Consider the following 18598-nt stretch of genomic DNA (forward strand, 5'->3'; position numbering starts at 1 on the left):
GGAGTCGACGCGGAGCGTCGGCGACCGACGACAACGCCGCAGATGTGCGTGCCGGACCCCGCGACGCCGGCGTGATCCAAACGACAGGCCCTAGTGGTCGGGCGACGACGGGCCCGCCTGGTGTGATCAGGCGGGCCTTGCGGTTTCGGGGGACGATTGCGGAGGATGCCGGTGGGGACCGGGGCCCCCGTGCCGGTAACGGCAGGGGCGGACCGCTACCCGGAGTACGCAACAGGAGACAGCGATGTCCCAACAGGCTCAGACCAGGCCCCACGAGGCTCAGGAGCCCGAGACCCCGCATCTCGACTTCCAGGGCACCACGCCGTACGAGGACTACGTACAGGCGGATGTCCTGACCCACCTCCAGCACACCCTCTCCGACGACCCCGGCGAGATGGTCTTCCTGGTGACCACCCAGGTCATGGAGCTGTGGTTCACGGTGATCGTCCACGAGTGGGAGACCGCGGCCGGTGCGCTGCGCCGGGACGACGTGCCGACCGCCGTCGCCGCGCTGAAGCGTTCCGTACGTCAGCTGGAGGCGCTGAACGCCTCCTGGAAGCCGCTCGGACAGCTCACGCCGGCCCAGTTCAACTCGTACCGCAGCGCCCTCGGCGAGGGGTCCGGCTTCCAGTCCGCGATGTACCGCCGCATGGAGTTCCTGCTCGGCGACAAGGCCGCGTCCATGCTCGTCCCGCACCGCGGCGCGCCGCGCGTCCACGCCGAGCTGGAGAAGGCGCTGCACGAGCCGAGCCTGTACGACGAGGTGCTGCGGCTGCTCGCCCGGCGCGGGCACGCGGTCCCGGCCGCCGTGCTGGAGCGCGACGTCGCGCGGAAGTACGAGCCCTCGCCCGAGGTCGAGGCCGTGTGGACCGAGCTCTACGCCGGCGACGAGAGCGCTGAACTCGCCCGCCTCGGCGAGGCGTTGACGGACGTCGCGGAGCTGGTGTGGCGCTGGCGCAACGACCACCTCGTCGCCACCCGCCGCGCCATGGGCGCCAAGACCGGCACCGGCGGCTCCGCCGGGGTGGCCTGGCTGGAGAAGCGGGCGCAGAAGAACGTCTTCCCGGAGCTGTGGACGGCGAGGTCCCATGTCTGAGCCGCGCGGCAGGGCGAAGGAACTGGACGCGGCCGACGAACTCGCCGCTCTGCGTGACCGTTTCGTCCTCGACGACACCGTCTACCTGGACGGCAACTCGCTGGGCGCGCTGCCCGCGACGGTCCCCGGCCGGCTGGACGACGTCGTCCGCAGGCAGTGGGGCGAACTGCGCATCAGGTCCTGGGAGGAGAGCGGCTGGTGGACCGCGCCCGAGCGGATCGGCGACCGCATCGCCCCGCTGGTCGGTGCCGCCCCCGGGCAGATCGTCGTCGGCGACTCGACCAGCGTCAACGTCTTCAAGGCGGTCGTCGGCGCCGTGCGTCTCGCCGGGGACGGACGCGACGAGATCCTGGTCGACGCCACGACGTTCCCCTCGGACGGGTACATCGCCGAGTCGGCGGCCCGGATGACCGGGTGCACCCTGCGTCCGGTGGTCCCCGCCGAGGTGCCCGGGGCACTCGGTCCCCGCACGGCGGCGGTGCTCCTCAACCACGTCGACTACCGGACGGGCCGGCTGCACGACCTGCCCGCGCTGACGGCCGCCGTGCACGGGTCGGGGGCCCTCGCGGTCTGGGACCTGTGCCACAGCGCCGGAGCCCTGCCGGTCGGGCTCGACGCGCACGGGGTCGACCTCGCGGTCGGCTGCACGTACAAGTACCTGAACGGCGGTCCGGGTTCGCCCGCGTACCTCTATGTGCGCGCGGAGTTGCAGGACCGCTTCGACTCGCCGCTTCCCGGCTGGACCTCGCACGCCCAGCCCTTCGGCATGCGGCCCGAGTTCGAGCCCGCCCCCGGTGCCCTGCGCGGCCGGGTCGGCACCCCGGACATCCTCTCCATGCTCGCCCTGGAGGCCGCTCTGGAGGTGTGGGACGGCGTCCGTGTCGACGCGGTGCGCGCCAAGTCCCTCGCGCTCACGGACTTCTTCCTCGAGTGCGTCGCGGCGTACGTGCCCGAGGGGCGCGTCGAGTCGCTGACCCCGGCCGCGCACGCGGAGCGGGGCAGCCAGGTGGCGCTGCGCTGCGCGGACGCCGGTGAGGTCATGAAGCGGCTGATCGAGCGGGGGGTCGTCGGCGACTTCCGGCACCCGGACGTCCTCCGCTTCGGGTTCACCCCGCTGTACGTCGGGTTCGCGGACGTCGAGCGGGCGGCCCGGGTCCTGGCGGACGTGCTGGAGTAACGGGCGCCGTGAGCGCCGGTGGCGGCGAGGGCGGGGGCCTCACGCCCCCGCCCGGTCGGGCGTGCACCCGGATCCCCGGGCCGGGTCGGGCCGCGTGTGCGTGGATCCCCGGGCCGGGTCGGGCCGCGTGTGCGTGGATCCCCGGGCCGGGTCGGGCCGCGTGTGCGTGGATCCCCGGGCCGGGTCAAGCCGCGTACACCCGGATCCCCTAGCGGGTCAGCTGCGTGCGCCCGTATCGCCCGGCCGGTCAGGCTGTGTGCGCCCGTATTGCCCGGCCGGTCGGGCGTGCGCCCGGATCCCCTGGCGGGGCAGGCTGCGCGCACTCGGATCCCCGGACCGGGTCAGGCTGCGTGCGCGTGGATCCCCTGGCCGGGTCAGGCCGCGTACCCGTCCCGGCCGGTCAGGGCTGCTGCACCTCCCCGGCCGGGGAAGGCTGCGTGCACCCCGGTCGTCGGGGCAGGGCGCGTACGCCTCCGGCGTCGGGTCAGGGCTGCGTCGCGTACACCCCTGCCGTCGCCGCGGCCACCGCCGCCCGCGCCGCGCGGTCCGCGGCCGCCGGACCGGGGGCCGCCCCCGTGGTGAGCAGGGCGTAGTACAGGGGCGCGGACACCGCTCGTACGACCTGCGCCGCATCGGTGTCCGGCGGCAACTCCCCCCGCGCCACCGCCCGTTCGACGCACGGCACCCACTCCGCCACCCGCACCTCGTAGAAGCGCGCCAGCGCCTGCGCCGTACGCGCGTCACAGGTGGCCGCCGCGATGACCGCGCGGAACAGCGCGCCCTGCCGGGGATCGGCCAGCGTCCGCTGCACCAGTACGGCGTTGGCCCGCAGGTCCTCCAGCACGGACCCGGTGTCCGCGCGGGGCAGCGACTGCTCGGCCATGTCGGCGAGCAGGTCCGCGACCAGCCCGGTCACGTTGCCCCAGCGTCGGTACACCGTCGTCTTGCCCACCTCCGCGCGGCGGGCCACGTCCGCCAGGTCGAGGTGGGCGAACCCCTGCTCGGCGAGGACGTCCCCGGCCGCCCGCAGGACGGCGGCGCGGACCCGTGCGGTGCGGCCCCCGGGGCGTACGGTGCCGGGCTCGGCGGACATGGGGCCTCCTGAAGGGTGCGGTGCCGTGGACCCGGCCGGGTGCGCCGAGATGCGCGCCCGCTCAGCGTAACGAAACGGGAGGACCGTTTAACCCTCACCCAGCGTGACATCCACCTGTCCGCGCACGTCACCGGCCTGATACCGTCCCCGCCAACGGCCGGCCGCTTCCGGCGGCCCACCGTCCTCCCGTCCAATTCCGTTTCGCCGCTGAGAGGTTGGAGCATGCCGGACGACGCCGTCCCCCGCGATGATGAAGGCCGTGCCGACATCGCCCGCGACGCCGCCGAAGAGGCGTCCGCCCTCTCGCATCCGGCCGTCGAACCCGACTCCACCGCGGCCTACGGCGACCACCCCGACCAGGTCATCGACTTCTACGCCCCGCGCGGCCCCGCGACGAGCACCCCCGCTCCCCTCGTCGTCGTCCTGCACGGCGGCGCCTGGCGTGCCCCGCACGACCGCCGGCACGTCACCCCGTTCGCCGGCTTCCTGGCCCGCCGGGGCTTCGCCGTCGCCAACGTCGAGTACCGGCGGGGCGGTGCCGTCCCCGCGCAGGGCGGCACGGCCCCGGTCGCGGGCCGCTGGCCGGACACCTTCGACGACGTCGCGGCGGCGCTCGACGCCCTGCCGCGCCTCGCCCGGGAGGCACTGCCCCTGGCCGACCTGCGCCGGACCGTCGCCGTCGGTCACTCCGCGGGCGGCCACCTGGCCCTGTGGGCCGCCGCCCGGCACCTGCTCCCCGCCGACGCCCCCTGGTACACCGAGCGGCCGGCCCCGCTGCGCGGCGTCGTCGCGCTCGCCCCCCTCGCCGACTTCGGCCTCGCCGGGAAGCTGGACGTCTGCTCCGGCGCGGCCACCCAACTCCTCGGCGGCGCGGACAGGTTCGAGGAACGCCGGCCGTACGCCGACCCGGCGCTCCTCCTGCCGACCGGCATCGCCACCACCCTCGTCCAGGGCCGCGACGACATCGTGGTGCCGCAGGCCGTCGCCGAGTCGTACGCGGACGCGGCGGCGAAGGCGGGCGAGGTCGTCGGCCTGACCCTCCTGGAGGGCGTCGGCCACTTCCCGCTCATCGACCCCGCGGCGGACGCGTGCGCCGTGGTGGCCGAGGAGATCGCCCAGCTGGCGTGGTGAGCACGCGGACGCGCCGGGCTGCCCCGGGCGCGGGTGACCGGGCCGTTCCCGCGCCGCCGGTGACCTGGCCGTTCCCGGGGCGCTGAGCCGGCCGTTCCCGCGGCGCCGGGGAGCCGGCACCGCCCGTAGTACCTGAGACGGATCCCCGAGGACCCACCTCACTGGGGACGACCGCGGGCCCGTGTCCCGCCTACCGTTCCGTATGTGACCGAGACGACCCAGACGAAGACGATGCCGCTGCCCGGCGCCGAGCCGCGCAGCCCCGAGTTCCGGCTGGCCATGGACGCCCTGCGGAGGCTGCGCCAGGACCTGTTCCACGACGCCTTCGCCTACCGCCCCCTGGCGCCCCTGCGCACAAACCGCCGGCTCCCCGGGCGGGTCCGGCGGTACGCGGCGTGGACCCCGCACGCGACGGTCGGGGCGGCGGCCCTGCTGGTGCTGCTCATCGCCGTGGCGTCCGGTGACATCGGCGCGAGCATCCCCAATCTGCTGATCGTGATCCTCTCGGTCGGCCCCGTCCTGCTGACCCTGGTCAGGCCGGTCGCCGCCTTCTGGCTGTCCCTGGCGGCCACCGCGCTCGTCGCCGCGTTCAGCGACGAGTGGACCGACTGGCCCTGGGCGCCCGCGTCCTTCGCCGCCCACCTGGTCGTCCTGACGGTCGTCGCCGCCCGGACCCGTCCGCGCACCGGGGCGTGGATGTGGGCGCTGACCGCGGCCTACGCCTTCCTCGCCGAGGCGCTCCTGGGCGGCGGCCACTACGCGAGCAACAGCGTGCCGTTCCTGTTCGTCTCCGCGCTGGCGCTGCTGGTCGTCACCGTGCGCCAGGTCCGCCGCCAGGCCGAGCAGGAGGTGACCGCCCAGCAGACGGTCACCGCCCACGAGCGGTCCCGGCGCACGCTTCTGGAGGAGCGGACGAACATCGCCCGCGAGCTGCACGACGTGGTCGCCCACCACATGTCGGTGGTCGCCATCCAGGCCGAGGCCGCCCCCTACCGCGTGGAGAACCCGCCGCCCGAGCTGGAGAAGGCCTTCGCCACGATCCGGGAGAACGCGGTCGCGGCGCTGACCGAGCTGCGCCGCGTCCTCGGCGTCGTCCGGGCCGAGGACTACGAGGCCCCCGACGCCCCGCAGCCCACGCTCTTCGACCTCGACGCGCTTCTCGACAACGTGCGGGAAGCCGGCCTGCCCGTCGGCAAGGCGGTCACCGGCGCGGTGCGCGAGCTGCCGCAGGGGGTCGAGCTGTCGGCGTACCGGATCGTGCAGGAAGCACTCAGCAACACGCTGCGGCACGCGCCCGGGGCGACGGCCCGCGTCGAGATCGGCTACGTCCTCGGCGGGCTCGGCCTGCGCATAGTCAACGGCCCGGCGCCCCACCCGACGCTCCGGAAGTCCCCGCACGGCGCCGGACACGGCATCACCGGCATGCGCGAGCGCGTCACGATGCTGAACGGCGAGATGACCGCGGGCGGCACGGACGACGGCGGGTACGAGGTGTCGGTCTTCCTTCCCGTGGCACTCACCGAGGAGACGGCATGACGAGCGCGGCCGACGGCACCGGCGGCCCCGGTGCCCCCGGCACCATCCGGGTACTGATCGCCGACGACCAGGTGATGGTCCGCGAGGGCTTCTCCGTGCTGCTCGGCGCGATGCCGGACATCGAGGTGGTCGGCGAGGCGGTCAACGGGCGGGAAGCCGTCCGGCGGGTCCGTGAGCTGGCGCCGGACGTCGTCCTGATGGACATCCGCATGCCCGAGCTGAACGGCATCGAGGCGACCCGCGAGATCGTCGCCGCCGACACCACCGCGAAGGTGCTGGTGCTGACCACCTTCGACCTGGACGAGTACGTGTACCAGGCGCTGCGGGCGGGCGCCTCCGGCTTCCTCCTCAAGGACGCCTCGGCACGCCAGCTGGCCGAAGGCGTACGCGTGGTGGCGTCCGGTGAGGCGCTGCTCGCCCCGTCGGTGACCAGGCGGCTGATCACGGAGTTCTCCAAGCTCGCGGAGACGCCCCGGTTCCCGGCCGGAGCGCAGGCGGCGTACGGGGAGCTGACCGAGCGCGAGACGGAGGTCCTGGTGCTGATCGCGCAGGGCCTGTCGAACGCCGAGATCGCGAACCGTCTCGTCGTCGCCGAGTCCACCATCAAGACCCACGTCAGCCGCATCCTCGTCAAGCTGGGCCTGCGCGACCGCACCCAGGCGGCGGTGTTCGCGTACGAGGCGCGGCTGGTGCGCCCGGGGTGAGACCGCAGACGCCCGCGACGGCGTCCCCGGCCGGCACCCCTGGTCAGCCGGGGGTGCGGCGGGCTAGCGTCCGGACATGACTGCCTTCGACCCCTGGGACCCGGCATTTCTCGCCGACCCCTACCCCGCGTATGCCGAGCTGCGTGCCCAGGGCCGCGTGCACTTCTACGAGCCGACCGGCCAGTGGCTGGTGCCGCACCACGCGGACGTCTCGGCGCTGCTGCGGGACCGGCGCCTCGGGCGTACGTACCGGCACCGGTTCACGCACGAGGACTTCGGGCGCACGGCGCCGCCGCCGGAGCACGAGCCGTTCCACGTGCTGAACGACCACGGGATGCTCGACCTGGAGCCGCCGGACCACACCCGGATCCGGCGTCTGGTGTCCAAGGCGTTCACGCCGCGCACGGTGGAGGAGCTGCGGCCCTACGTGCACCGGCTGGCGTCCGGGCTGGTGGCCGACCTGGTGGACGCGGGCGGCGGTGATCTGCTGACCGACGTCGCCGAGCCGCTGCCGGTGGCGGTGATCGCCGAGATGCTGGGCATCCCGGAGTCGGACCGGGCGCCGCTGCGGCCGTGGTCGGCGGACATCTGCGGGATGTACGAGCTGAAGCCGTCGCGGGAGACGGCCGAGAAGGCGGTCCGTGCGTCGGTCGGGTTCACCGAGTACCTGCGGGAGCTGATCGAGGTCCGCCGCAAGGAGCCGGGCGACGACCTGGTCTCCGGGCTGATCGCGGCGCACGACGAGGGCGACCGGCTGACCGAGCAGGAGATGATCTCCACCTGCGTCCTGCTGCTGAACGCGGGCCACGAGGCGACGGTCAACGCCACGGTGAACGGCTGGTGGTCGCTGTTCCGCCACCCGGACCAGCTGGCGGCCCTGCGCGCCGACCGCTCGCTCGTCCCCACGGCGGTCGAGGAGCTGATGCGCTACGACACCCCGCTCCAGCTCTTCGAGCGCTGGGTGCTGGACGACATCGAGATCGACGGCACGACGATCCCGCGCGGCTCGGAGATCGCGATGCTCTTCGGTTCGGCCAACCACGACCCGGCCGTCTTCGCCGACCCCGGGAAGCTGGACCTCGCGCGCCGGGACAACCCCCACATCTCCTTCAGCGCGGGCATCCACTACTGCATCGGAGCGCCGCTGGCCCGGCTGGAGCTGGGCGCCTCCCTGGACGCGCTGCTGGTCCAGGCGCCCACCCTGCGCCCGGTGTCCGAACCGGAGCGCAAGCCGAACTTCGTGATCCGGGGCCTGGCCGGCCTGCCCGTGGAGGTCTGAGGACGCCGGCCGTCCCGCCGGACGGCTGACGGGGCCGGGCAGGCCGCACGGGGTCCAGGGGCGGAGCCCCCGGGGCCCCCGCTCACCCCGGGAGCGTCAGGCCCCACGCGTTCTCGCGGACGGTCCACGTCCGGGTCCGCACCGGGCCCGTGATGACCGCGTCCGCGCGGTAGCGGAAGTCCGCCCCTGACACCGTCACGCGCCGCCCGACCGCCCGCAGCGGCGAGGCCTCCGCGCCCACCGACAGCCGCCGCACCTCCACCTCCGCGCTCCCGCCGGCACAGGGCGTCACCGACACCGCCTCCACCGGCTGGTGGAGATCGACGAGCGTCTCGCCGTCCACCTCGATCCGCAGCCGGGTGGGACCGTGCCCCGCCGGCGACGCCACCCGCGAGGGCCGCGTCGCCAGCGTCCGGACGAGGGACTGGCAGGTCCGCAGCCACGGCCGGGCCGAGGAGTCGGCTGGGGAGGAGTCTCCGGCGGCCGAGCCGACGGCGAACGGCAGGGAGGGGATCCGCAGCCCGCCGATCACCACTCCGTCGCTGTCGTCCACCAGCAGGTCGAGACGGCGTACGGTGCCGTCGAGCACGGCCCGGGCCGCCGCCACGGCGCCCGTGGGCACCCCGAGGGCACGCGCGAGCGAGAGCACCCCGCCCACCGGCACCAGCGACAGCGGGCACGCCGCGAGCTCCCGCTGCCGGTGCAGATGGGACACGGCACGCAGCAGAGCGCGGTCGTCGCCTATGACGACCGGCCGCCGGGACCCCCTCCGGGCCAGCGCCCGGGCGAATTCCTCGGGCCCGTCCGGGAGGCACACTTTCGTGGCCGCACCGGCGCTGAGCACGTCTTTCGCGATCCGTACCGACTCCCCGTCGGTGCGACGGGCGACCGGGTCGATGACCACAAGGAGCTGGTCGGAAGCCGCCACCTCGGTCCTGCCTCGCTTCCTCGGGTAGCATCTTTGTGCAAGAGCCCCTTGCGCTATTGCGCCAGGGGCTTCGTCTATTCCGGGGCATCCGGTCCGACGGTCGCGGCCAAAGGTGGTCGCCGGCGTACGCAGCCGTACTGCAAAGACAGCAGCGTACGTCCCGACCTTGGACATGCCCCGCCCGGAAGGGGTGTACGCCTGTGCCCGCACTTGTGCTGCTCGGTGCTCAGTGGGGTGACGAAGGCAAGGGAAAGGCCACCGACCTGCTCGGTGGATCCGTGGACTACGTGGTGCGCTATCAGGGCGGCAACAACGCCGGCCATACGGTAGTCGTGGGCGATCAGAAGTACGCCCTCCACCTCCTCCCTTCCGGAATCCTCACGCCTGAGTGCACGCCGGTGATCGGCAACGGAGTCGTCGTCGACCCCTCGGTCCTGTTCTCCGAGCTGAACGGACTCAACGAGCGCGGTGTCGACACCTCCAGGCTCCTGATCAGCGGCAACGCTCACATCATCACGCCGTACAACGTCACCGTGGACAAGGTGACCGAGCGCTTCCTCGGCAAGCGCAAGATCGGCACCACCGGTCGAGGGATCGGCCCGACCTACGCGGACAAGATCAACCGCGTCGGCATCCGCATCCAGGACCTGTACGACGAGTCGATCCTGACGCAGAAGGTCGAAGCGGCCCTCGAGGTCAAGAACCAGCTGCTCACCAAGCTCTACAACCGCCGCGCCATCGAGGCCGGCCAGGTCGTCGAGGAGCTGCTCGGCTACGCGGACCGGCTCAAGCCGTACGTCGCGGACACCGTCCTGGTCCTGAACCAGGCCCTGGAGCAGGACAAGGTCGTGCTCTTCGAGGGCGGCCAGGGCACGCTCCTGGACATCGACCACGGCACGTACCCCTTCGTGACGTCCAGCAACCCGACCGCCGGCGGTGCCTGCACCGGCGCGGGCGTCGGACCCACGAAGATCAGCCGGGTCATCGGCATCCTGAAGGCGTACACGACCCGGGTCGGCTCGGGGCCGTTCCCCACCGAGCTCTTCGACGAGGACGGCGAGGCGCTGCGCCGCATCGGCGGCGAGCGGGGTGTCACCACCGGCCGTGACCGGCGCTGCGGCTGGTTCGACGCGGTCATCGCCCGGTACGCGACCCGGGTCAACGGCCTGACGGACTTCTTCCTCACCAAGCTGGACGTGCTGACCGGCTGGGAGGAGATCCCGGTCTGCGTGGCCTACGAGATCGACGGCAGGCGGGTCGAGGAACTGCCGTACTCGCAGACCGACTTCCACCACGCGAAGCCGATCTACGAGACCCTGCCCGGCTGGTCCGAGGACATCACGAAGGCCAAGACCTTCGCGGACCTGCCGAAGAACGCCCAGGCGTACGTGAAGGCGCTGGAGGACATGTCCGGCGCCCCAATCTCCGCGATCGGCGTCGGCCCGGGCCGGGACGAGACGATCGAGATCAACTCGTTCGTCTGACCGGTCTCAGGACCACGGGAAGGGCGCCCCTCGGGGCGCCCTTTTCCGCAGGGGCACGCAGTACGGACCGGGCATACGCTGAACGGTGTAGGAGTGCGTGCGTCAGCCAGGAGAAGGTGAGTGCGATGCGCGTCATGCTCAAAGCCACGATGGACACGGACAAGGCCAACGAGGCCCTGACGAGCGGCAAGATGCCGCAGCTGCTCCAGGAGACGATGGAGCACCTGAGGCCGGAGGCCGCGTACTTCGGTCCCGAGGGCGGCTGCCGGACCTGCTACCTCGTCTTCGACATGACGGACAGCTCCCAGCTGCCGCAGGTCAGTGAAACGTTTTTCACGCAGCTCAACGCCAAGGTGGAGATCTTCCCCGTCATGAACGCGGACGACCTCCACAAGGGGCTCTCCCAGCTCCACTGAACCGGGCCGCCCTCAGCTGAAGATGATCATCGATCCCTGGGCGAGACTGCGCGTGGCCGCCGCGTGCAGCCCGAGCCACACGTGCCGTTCCCGGGCGAACGGGCTCGCGTCGTAGGGGGCGGGCGCGGCCGGCTCCTCCAACTCCGTCGGCGCGTGCGGCGGTTCCGGCGCGAGCGGCGGGTTGCCGGGGTCGATGCCGATGGACGGCCCGACGAACTCCAGCTCCCGCAGCAGGCCGTGGGACGAACCGAGCGGGCCGCCGCCGGCGAGGAGTTCGTCGCTGGACAGCGGGTGCGGGAAGTCGACCGGCACGTACGCGCCCGCGTGGTCGTAGTGCCACACCAGGTGGGACTGCTGGGCGTTCGTCTCGAACATCTCGAGGAGCTGCTCGTAGTCGCCGCCCAGTTCGTCCACCGGGGTCACCGCGAGGCCGCACATCTGCAGCAGGTACGCCCGCCGCAGGAAGTGCAGCGCGTCGTAGTCGAAGCCCGCGACCGGGGCCACCTCACCGGTCAGCCCGGGCATGTACGCGTAGACCGGAACCGGCGGGAGCTTCGCCTCGCCGAGCACCTTGTCGTAGAGCGCGAGCTCCTCGGCGAAGGGGTTGTCGGGGGTGTGGCACAACACGTCGACGAGCGGGACCAGCCACAGGTCACAGGCCAACAGACAGCTCCTCTGTTCTTTGCGCGACAGCGGTACGACGATGTCAGGGAAGCGTAATGCGCGCGGCACCCGGGTGACTCCCGGTGCGCGCGACTTGGGCTCATTCCGTTCGCCGGCTGAAGCCCCCGGAGCCGTCCAGGTCCCACACCCAGGCCCCGTCCACGAACGTGCCCGGGTGCCCCACCAGCTTGTCCACGGCCTCCCGCAGCGCGACCTGGCGGGGCTGCGGCGCCAGCACCAGCACCCCCGCCTTCCAGTACGCGAGGTCGTAGCGCGCCTGCGCCCGCCAGTTCTCACCGATCTCCGGGACGGCGCCCGAGTTGGCGATCTCCCGCAGCAGGTTGGACGTGTAGCGGGGCGCGGCGCCGTAGATGCCGACGCGCTCCTCGCCGAAGGGCCCGTTGAAGTAGCCCCCGGGCAGCCGGAAGCCGAAATCCGCCGTGGTCTGCCAGTGCAGCGCGTCCGCGTTGACCGGGTCGGGCAGCGGCACCGGTACGAGGGACTCGCCCTCGCCGACGTACGACTTCCAGGTGCCGTCCGCGACGAACGCGGGGACGTCCGCGCGGTCCACCGACTTCAGCGGCGCCGGGACGAGCGGGAGCAGCGCCGCGGCGACGGCCACCATCCCCAGGTACTGCGTGGCGAGGGCGCGGGTGCGCACGAGCCGGTCGAACGCGAGCGCCACCAGCATGCCCAGCGCGGGCGCGCAGACCATCGCCACCCGTCCCTCGATGACCGACTCGAAGAGCGGCTTGCCGGCCAGCGCCGCCCAGGGCCCGGGCAGGACCACGTCGGTCAGCGGGATGCGGAACCGCGGGCCCAGCGACAGCGCGGCCGCCGCCAGCACGGTGAAGGCGAGCGCCTTGACGAGCGCCCGGTCCCACAGCCGTACGACGACCGCGAAGGCGAGCGCGGCCAGCGGCCAGCCGTAGAAGGCGTTCTGCTCGGTGGGGTTCAGGGACAGCGCGCCCGCGGTCTCCGCGCTCCCGGCGACCAGCGAGCGCTCGGCGAAGGACAGCAGCGCGAGGGGGCTGTTGCCCGCGTTGTCGCCGTGCAGCACGCTCTTGTAGCTCTGCGGCCCGGCGAACTGCCAGTACAGCGGGAAGGCGATCAGCGGCAGGCAGACGGCCGCCCCCACGCCCAGGCCCTTGAGCAGTGGGCGCCAGGACGTCCTGGCGACGTCCCGGCGCACGGCCGCGTAGGCGAGCGCGAACAGGGCCATGCCCATCGACGCGAGCAGCAGCGGTTCCTCGCCGAGGAAGATCTGGTAGGTCGCCATCAGCCCGAGGACGACTCCGTCGCGGACCACCCGGGTGCCCGCGCACAGCCGCAGGGCCCGGTCGATGATCAGCGGGATCATCAGCAGGATCACGAAGTTGGGGTGCGCGTTGGCGTGGCTGACCATCGGCGGTGCGAATGCGGCGAGCGCGGCGCCCAGGAAGGCCGCGCCCCGCTGCCGTACGACCCGCTTGACGATCAGCCAGTACCAGGCGGCGGCCGTGGCGGCCAGGCCGAGCGTCATCACCAGGTTGAGGGCGACCGCCGGGCCGAGGAGCAGGGTGACGGGCGTGAACGGCACCGACAGGCCCAGCATGACCGTGTTGGCCATCAGGTTCACGCCGTCCGGGAAGCCCTGGAAGGTCGTGAAGAGCGGGTTGTGCAGGTGGCGGACGCTGTCGGCGGTGACGGCGAAGAACCACTCCCACTGGTTCTGGTCCTGGAGCGAGTCGACGAGGTACCGGTCGCCGGGGTTCACCCAGCGGCCGGAGTACAGGGCGACCGACATGAGGAGGAAGAGGGCGGCGGCCAGCAGGTCCGCGGGACGGGCGGAGCGGAGTTTGAGGAGGGAGAGTTCGGCGAGGACCCGGCCGTAGTCGAGGGGCCGTACCTTCGAGCCGGACTGGTGCGCCCAGCGCACCGGGACCTCGGCCACCGGCCAGCCGGAGCGGCGGAAGTGCTGGAGTATCTCGACGTCTATGCCCCAGCCGTTGAGCCGGGAGGCGGCGAACGCCTCGCGGGCGCGGTCGCCGTCGAAGAGCTTGAAGCCGCACTGGGTGTCGCGTATGCCGGGCACCGCGACCCTGCGTATCAGGAGGTTCCCGGCCCGGCCGAGCAGCTCCCGCAGCCGGTGCTGGTGCGCCTCTATCGACGCGCCCGGTGTGGCCCGCGAGCCGATCGCCGCGGCCCGGCCGTCGGCGAGCGCCTTGTCGAGGTGCTCCAGCTCCTCGATCGGCGCCGCCAGGTCGGCGTCGGTGACCAGCACGCGCCGGCCGCGGGACGCGGCGACCCCGAGGCGCAGCGCGTGGCCCTTGCCGCGGTTGCGGGGGCTCGTGACGAACCGGACCCGGGGGTCGCGGGCACCGGCCTCGGCGGCGACGTCCTTGGTCCCGTCCGTGGAGCCGTCGTCGGCGACGATCAGCTCCCACTGCCCGAAGCGGCCCTCGTTCTCGCTCAGGTGCGTGACGATCGCGTCCAGCGTCGGCCCGAGCCGCCGTTCCTCGTTGTAGGCGGGGACGACGACCGTCAGGTCCACGTCCACGGCCGGCCTGTCCTCCACGACGTCCGTGCACTGCGGCGCGCTCATCCGGCGGCCAGCCGCTCGACGACGGCGAGGGAGTGCGCGTTGTACGCGGTGACGATCGCGTGCGCCTGCTCGGGCTCGCGGCGCGCCAGCGCGTCCACGAGTTCCGTGTGTCCCGACCACAGGTGCCCCTTGAGGTCGGTCACCCGGCGCAGGTGCTGCACCGTGCAGACCCAGGACTGGACGCGCATGCGGTGCAGGAAGTCGGCGAGGTAGGCGTTGCCGAACAATCCGCTCAGTTCGCGCCAGAAGCGCAGGTCGTAGCCGATCAGGACGTTCAGGTCGCCGGCCACGGCCGCCCGCGCGGCCTCCTCGCCGCGGCGGCGCACACCGGCGAGCGCGGCGAGGGCGCGGGGCTGGTCGGTGGAGGCCGGGGAGCCGTCGGCCAGGCTCCGGAAAATGCCGTCCGTGATCATGCTCCGGGCCTCGATCATGCCCCGGTGGTCGTCCAGGGTGTACGCGTGGACGCGGAAGCCGCGGTGCTGGGCCGCGTCCAGGAGGCCCTGCGCCGACAGGTCGACGAGGGCCTCGCGGACGGGGGTCGCGGAGACGCCGTACTGGTCGGCGATCTCCTTCACCGTGAACTCCTGCCCCGCCTGGAGCCGGCCGGCCAGCACCTCGTCGCGGAGGGCGTCCGCGATCTGCTGCCGCAGGGTGCTACGGGTTACGGCGCCGCCGCCGGTGCCGGGCATGGTGTCTGGCTCCCCCATCGCGTACGGGTACGTGGTCGTCGCTCGTCTGCATCTACGAGCACGTCACCTTACGCGGTGGGGTCGCGGGCCCAGGAGAGTCGGCCCGGACAGCCTCGTCCTTCCCCGGGGCGGTGCGGGCGGGTTGTCACACGGTGTGCTCGTCCGCCACGGACAGCGCCGCGTCCAGGGCCGCGAGCCCCTCCTTCAGCTCCGCCTCGCTGATGTTGCACGGCGGCACGACGTGGGTCCGGTTCATGTTGATGAAGGGCCACAGTCCGCGGGCCTTCGCCGCCGCCCCGAACGCCGCCATCGGCGCGTTGGCCTCCCCGGCCGCGTTGTACGGCACCAGCGGCTCGCGGGTCTCCCTGTTCCGGACGAGCTCCAGCGCCCAGAACACGCCGGTGCCGCGGACCTCGCCGATGCTCGGGTGCCGCTCGGCGAGCTCGCGCAGGCCGGGACCGATCAGGTTCTCGCCGGTCCTGGCGGCCTGCCCGACGATGTCCTCCTCCTCCATCACGTTGATGGTGGCGACGGCGGCGGCGCAGGCCAGCGGGTGCCCGGAGTAGGTGAGGCCGCCGGGGTAGGGGCGGCGGGCGAAGGTCTCGGCGATCGCGCCCGAGATGGCGACGCCGCCCAGCGGCACGTAGCCGGAGTTCACACCCTTGGCGAAGGTCAGCAGGTCCGGCGTCACGCCGAAGTGGTCCGCGGCGAACCAGGCGCCCGTGCGCCCGAACCCGGCCATGACCTCGTCGAGGACGAGGACGATGCCGTACCGGTCGCAGATCTCGCGGACTCCGGCGAGGTAGCCGGGCGGCGGGGTCATGATGCCCGCGGTCCCCGGGACGGTCTCGAGGATGACGGCCGCGACGGTTGCCGGTCCCTCGAAGGCGATGGTGTCCTCCAGGTGCTGGAGTGCCCGCTCGCACTCCTGCCGCTCGCTGTCGGAGTGGAAGGGGGAGCGGTAGAGGAAGGGCGCCCAGAAGTGGACGACTCCGGCGGCGCCGCTGTCGTTGGGCCAGCGGCGCGGGTCACCGGTGAGGTTGATCGCGGTGGAGGTGGCGCCGTGGTACGAGCGGTAGGCGGACAGCACCTTCGGGCGGCCGGTGTGCAGCCGGGCCATGCGCGTCGCGTTCTCGACGGCCTCGGCCCCGCCGTTGGTGAAGAAGATCTTGTCCAGGTCGCCGGGGGTCCGCTCGGCTATGAGCCGCGCGGCCTCCGACCGGGCCTCGACGGCGAAGGCGGGCGCGAACGTGGACAGGGTCGCGGCCTGTTCCTGGATCGCGGCGACGACCTTGGGGTGCTGGTAGCCGATGTTGGTGAAGACGAGCCCGCTGGTGAAGTCCAGATACCGCTTGCCGTCGTAGTCCCAGAAGTACGACCCCTCCGCGCCGGCGACGGCGAGCGGGTCGATGAGCTCCTGCGCGGACCAGGAGTGGAAGACGTGCGCGCGGTCCGCGGCCTTCACGGCGGCGCCGGCCTGGGGGTTGGGCTGAGGGGTCATGCCGCGAGGGTAGATGTCCGCGGTGCGGACACGACATCGGCGTCCTGTCTGCGGTCGGGGACTTTCCGCGACAGGTTGTCGGGCGTACGGGCCCGCCCGGCCGGCGGCACCGGGGGCGGCCGCTGTTACGGAACCGTAGAGACCGCCCCGCCCACCGCCCCGTGGCGGCGCACTATCCTCGGGCTGTTGCTCACGTACGGGGGAAGGCGGCGCAACGATGGAGAAGCTGGGGGCAGGGGAGCCGCAGAGGATCGGGGGCTACCGGCTGCTCGCGCGGCTCGGGGCCGGCGGCATGGGGCAGGTGTACCTGGCCCGCTCCGGCCGGGGCCGCACGGTCGCCGTGAAGCTCGTCCGCCGGGAACTCGCCGAGCAGGAGGAGTTCCGGGCCCGCTTCCGGCAGGAGGTGCAGGCCGCGGGGCGCGTCGGCGGGTACTGGACGGCGCCGGTGCTCGACGCGGACACCGAGGCCGCCATTCCGTGGGTTGCCACGGGGTACGTCGCGGGCCCCTCCCTGCAGACGGTGGTGGGACAAGACCACGGTCCCCTGCCCGAGCGGTCGGTGCGGATCCTCGCCGCCGGGCTCGCGTCGGCCCTGCGGGACATCCACGCGGCCGGGCTGATCCACCGGGACCTCAAGCCGTCCAACGTGCTCGTCACGATCGACGGGCCGCGTGTCATCGACTTCGGGATCGCCCGGGCCCTGGAGACCGTCACCGACGGCGGGCTCACCCGGACCGGCGCGCTCGTCGGATCCCCCGGGTTCATGGCGCCCGAGCAGGTCCGCGGCGACCGGATCACCCCGGCGTGCGACATCTTCTGCCTCGGGTCCGTCCTCGCGTACGCGGCGACCGGCGCCCAGCCCTTCGGCAGCTCCGACAGCGGCGTGCACGCCCTGATGTTCCGCATCGCGCAGGAGGAGCCCGACCTGACGGGCGTGCCGGAGGCCCTGGCGGAACTCGTCCATGACTGCCTGCGCAAGGACCCGGCGGCGCGGCCCACCCTCGACCGGATCCTGGAGCGCACGGGGGCGGAGGACACCGTCGTCGACGGGCGGGCCCGCGACCCGTGGCTGCCGGGCTCGCTGGTCGCCCAACTCGGGCGGCACGCCGTGCAGTTGCTCGACACGGAGAACCCGGACGAGCCGGCGGCCGGAGCGTCCCGGCCGGGCGTCCCGGCCGCCGCCCCAGCGGCCGCCGCTCCTGCGGGTGCCGCTGCCGCTGGTGCCGCCGCGCCGGGCGCCCCTGATGCCGGTGCGCCCGCGGCCCCCGGCGCGGGCGCACCGGCCGGGGACCCCCGCGCCACCCCGGCCCCGGACTCCCCCGACCTCGTCGAGCGCCCCGCTCCGCAGGCGCCCCCGGCTCCGGAGGCGCCCCCCGCCGCGACGCAGGCGCCGCCCGAGCACGGCGCCGCCGCCGAGGCCCCCGGCGGCGCCACCCCGCCCCCGCCCGGGACCCCGGCCCCGGTGAACCACCTCCCCACGATGGTCTCCGGGCCGGGCCTGGCGCCCCCGCCGGCCGCCCCGCCCGGTTACGGCCACCCCCAGCAGCACCCGCAGGCCCCGGCGTACGGCTATCCGCAGAACGGCTGGGGCGCCGGGCCGCCCGCCGGATACGGTCCGGCGCCGGGCCCCGCCCCGTCGTACGGACCGGGCCCGACCCCGCCCTACGGCCAGGGCGCCGTCCCGCCGCAGCCGGAGCCCGGGCGCCGGAGCGGCCGTTCCACCGCGGCGCTCGTCGCGGTCGCCCTGGTGGTCGCGCTCGGCGCGGGCGGTTCCGTGTACGCGCTGATGAAGGACGGCACCGACGACGACGGCAAGGGGCCGACGCCGGTCACCAGCGGGCCCACGACACCCGGCCCTGACCCGTCGCAGCCGTCCCCCTCCGTGTCCGGGTCACCCACCTCCGAGGCGCCGAAGGACGGCGGGATCCCGGAGAAGTACCTCGGCACCTGGACCGGCAGCATCGACAACGCGACGGGCCACAACACCCGGCGTCTGGTGATCCGGCAGGGCAGGGCGGGCGACGCCGTCCTCTCGCTCACCGCCGACGGCCCGGCCGGCGGCGGCACCTACCACTGCGTGTTCCGTGCCGAGCTGGCGAAGACCCCGACCGCCGACGGGCCCCTGGAGATAGGCCCGTCCGAGGTGGTCGTCGGCGAACCGGCCTCCTCGTGCTCCCCGGGCGGCAGCTCGGAGGTCACCCTCCTGCCGGACGGCCGCCTGCGCCGCGTGATCACGGAGTCGGGCCAGGAGCTGACGTACACGAAGGGCGGCTGAGCGGCCGAACGGCGGCTGTCCGCAAAGCCGTTCGGGGCTTGC

At 73.5% G+C, this 18598-nt stretch carries 15 protein-coding genes; 9 read left to right on the forward strand and 6 right to left on the reverse strand.

The genetic code is table 11. The annotated features are described in order from the left end of the window. Positions 1-244 precede the first annotated feature (244 nt). Entirely contained in the window at positions 245-1096 is an 852-nt protein-coding gene (locus tag AC069T_RS17650) for a tryptophan 2,3-dioxygenase family protein (protein WP_478783619.1), read from the forward strand. Further along, positions 1089-2273: a kynureninase gene (gene kynU / locus AC069T_RS17655; protein WP_478783620.1), complete on the forward strand. Its 1185-nt coding sequence runs from the start codon at positions 1089-1091 to the stop codon at positions 2271-2273. Before AC069T_RS17650 ends, kynU begins: the two co-directional genes overlap by 8 nt. A 484-nt stretch (positions 2274-2757) precedes the next feature. Here the strand turns inward: kynU and AC069T_RS17660 are convergent, their stop codons facing one another. Next, positions 2758-3366 carry a TetR/AcrR family transcriptional regulator gene (locus AC069T_RS17660; RefSeq protein ID WP_478783621.1) on the reverse strand — a complete coding sequence of 203 codons (609 nt, stop codon included), beginning with the start codon at positions 3364-3366 and terminating at the stop codon, positions 2758-2760. A 222-nt stretch (positions 3367-3588) separates the two neighbouring features. Here AC069T_RS17660 and AC069T_RS17665 point away from each other — a divergent pair, with 222 nt between their 5' ends. The 4 genes from AC069T_RS17665 (at position 3589) to AC069T_RS17680 (ending at position 8016) form a co-directional block, all read left to right on the forward strand. Further along, positions 3589-4497: an alpha/beta hydrolase family protein gene (locus tag AC069T_RS17665; RefSeq protein WP_478783622.1), complete on the forward strand. Its 909-nt coding sequence runs from the start codon at positions 3589-3591 to the stop codon at positions 4495-4497. A gap of 204 nt (positions 4498-4701) precedes the next feature. After that, positions 4702-6033, forward strand: a complete 1332-nt coding sequence (locus tag AC069T_RS17670; RefSeq protein WP_478783623.1) for a sensor histidine kinase — start codon at positions 4702-4704, stop codon at positions 6031-6033. Then, on the forward strand, positions 6030-6737 hold the full coding sequence (locus tag AC069T_RS17675) for a response regulator (RefSeq protein ID WP_478783624.1): 708 nt from the start codon (positions 6030-6032) through the stop codon (positions 6735-6737). Before AC069T_RS17670 ends, AC069T_RS17675 begins: the two co-directional genes overlap by 4 nt. Before the next feature lie 76 nt (positions 6738-6813). Next, entirely contained in the window at positions 6814-8016 is a 1203-nt protein-coding gene (locus tag AC069T_RS17680) for a cytochrome P450 (RefSeq protein WP_478783625.1), read from the forward strand. A gap of 82 nt (positions 8017-8098) precedes the next feature. Here AC069T_RS17680 and AC069T_RS17685 read toward each other — a convergent pair whose 3' ends face one another. After that, complete coding sequence (locus AC069T_RS17685; RefSeq protein WP_478783626.1) at positions 8099-8944, reverse strand: diacylglycerol kinase family protein; 846 nt, start codon at positions 8942-8944, stop codon at positions 8099-8101. A gap of 200 nt (positions 8945-9144) precedes the next feature. On the opposite strand from AC069T_RS17685, the gene AC069T_RS17690 reads away from it, so the two are divergent. Both AC069T_RS17690 and AC069T_RS17695 read left to right on the forward strand, forming a co-directional pair. Continuing rightward, positions 9145-10428 carry an adenylosuccinate synthase gene (locus AC069T_RS17690; protein ID WP_358854805.1) on the forward strand — a complete coding sequence of 428 codons (1284 nt, stop codon included), beginning with the start codon at positions 9145-9147 and terminating at the stop codon, positions 10426-10428. A 125-nt stretch (positions 10429-10553) separates the two neighbouring features. Beyond that, positions 10554-10844 carry a DUF3303 family protein gene (locus AC069T_RS17695; protein ID WP_478783627.1) on the forward strand — a complete coding sequence of 97 codons (291 nt, stop codon included), beginning with the start codon at positions 10554-10556 and terminating at the stop codon, positions 10842-10844. 12 nt (positions 10845-10856) lie between these two features. Here the strand turns inward: AC069T_RS17695 and AC069T_RS17700 are convergent, their stop codons facing one another. From AC069T_RS17700 to AC069T_RS17715, 4 genes are all read right to left on the reverse strand, one after another. After that, positions 10857-11507 (reverse strand): hypothetical protein, encoded by a 651-nt coding sequence (locus AC069T_RS17700; protein ID WP_358854807.1) that lies wholly within the window; start codon positions 11505-11507, stop codon positions 10857-10859. Between the two features lie 100 nt (positions 11508-11607). After that, a complete protein-coding gene (locus AC069T_RS17705) occupies positions 11608-14091 on the reverse strand; it encodes a dolichyl-phosphate beta-glucosyltransferase (RefSeq protein WP_478783628.1) in 2484 nt (827 codons plus the stop codon). After that, positions 14088-14780, reverse strand: coding sequence for a GntR family transcriptional regulator (locus tag AC069T_RS17710; RefSeq protein ID WP_478783734.1), 693 nt, complete (start codon positions 14778-14780; stop codon positions 14088-14090). Before AC069T_RS17710 ends, AC069T_RS17705 begins: the two co-directional genes overlap by 4 nt. 145 nt (positions 14781-14925) lie before the next feature. Further along, on the reverse strand, positions 14926-16281 hold the full coding sequence (locus AC069T_RS17715) for an aminotransferase class III-fold pyridoxal phosphate-dependent enzyme (RefSeq protein WP_478783629.1): 1356 nt from the start codon (positions 16279-16281) through the stop codon (positions 14926-14928). Between the two features lie 217 nt (positions 16282-16498). Here AC069T_RS17715 and AC069T_RS17720 point away from each other — a divergent pair, with 217 nt between their 5' ends. Next, entirely contained in the window at positions 16499-18556 is a 2058-nt protein-coding gene (locus tag AC069T_RS17720; RefSeq protein WP_478783630.1) for a serine/threonine-protein kinase, read from the forward strand. Positions 18557-18598: the final 42 nt, after the last annotated feature.

Source organism: Streptomyces sp. NPDC043867, from assembly GCF_056435845.1.

Excerpts from the sequence above, each read along its gene's own strand:
- AC069T_RS17710 (WP_478783734.1), bottom strand. The coding sequence starts at position 14,780 with ATGCCCGGCACCGGCGGCGGCGCCGTAACCCGTAGCACCCTGCGGCAG.
- AC069T_RS17720 (WP_478783630.1), top strand. The coding sequence starts at position 16,499 with ATGGAGAAGCTGGGGGCAGGGGAGCCGCAGAGGATCGGGGGCTACCGG.
- AC069T_RS17675 (WP_478783624.1), top strand. The coding sequence starts at position 6,030 with ATGACGAGCGCGGCCGACGGCACCGGCGGCCCCGGTGCCCCCGGCACC.
- AC069T_RS17715 (WP_478783629.1), bottom strand. The coding sequence starts at position 16,281 with ATGACCCCTCAGCCCAACCCCCAGGCCGGCGCCGCCGTGAAGGCCGCG.
- AC069T_RS17680 (WP_478783625.1), top strand. The coding sequence starts at position 6,814 with ATGACTGCCTTCGACCCCTGGGACCCGGCATTTCTCGCCGACCCCTAC.
- kynU (WP_478783620.1), top strand. The coding sequence starts at position 1,089 with ATGTCTGAGCCGCGCGGCAGGGCGAAGGAACTGGACGCGGCCGACGAA.
- AC069T_RS17650 (WP_478783619.1), top strand. The coding sequence starts at position 245 with ATGTCCCAACAGGCTCAGACCAGGCCCCACGAGGCTCAGGAGCCCGAG.
- AC069T_RS17660 (WP_478783621.1), bottom strand. The coding sequence starts at position 3,366 with ATGTCCGCCGAGCCCGGCACCGTACGCCCCGGGGGCCGCACCGCACGG.
- AC069T_RS17665 (WP_478783622.1), top strand. The coding sequence starts at position 3,589 with ATGCCGGACGACGCCGTCCCCCGCGATGATGAAGGCCGTGCCGACATC.
- AC069T_RS17695 (WP_478783627.1), top strand. The coding sequence starts at position 10,554 with ATGCGCGTCATGCTCAAAGCCACGATGGACACGGACAAGGCCAACGAG.
- AC069T_RS17705 (WP_478783628.1), bottom strand. The coding sequence starts at position 14,091 with ATGAGCGCGCCGCAGTGCACGGACGTCGTGGAGGACAGGCCGGCCGTG.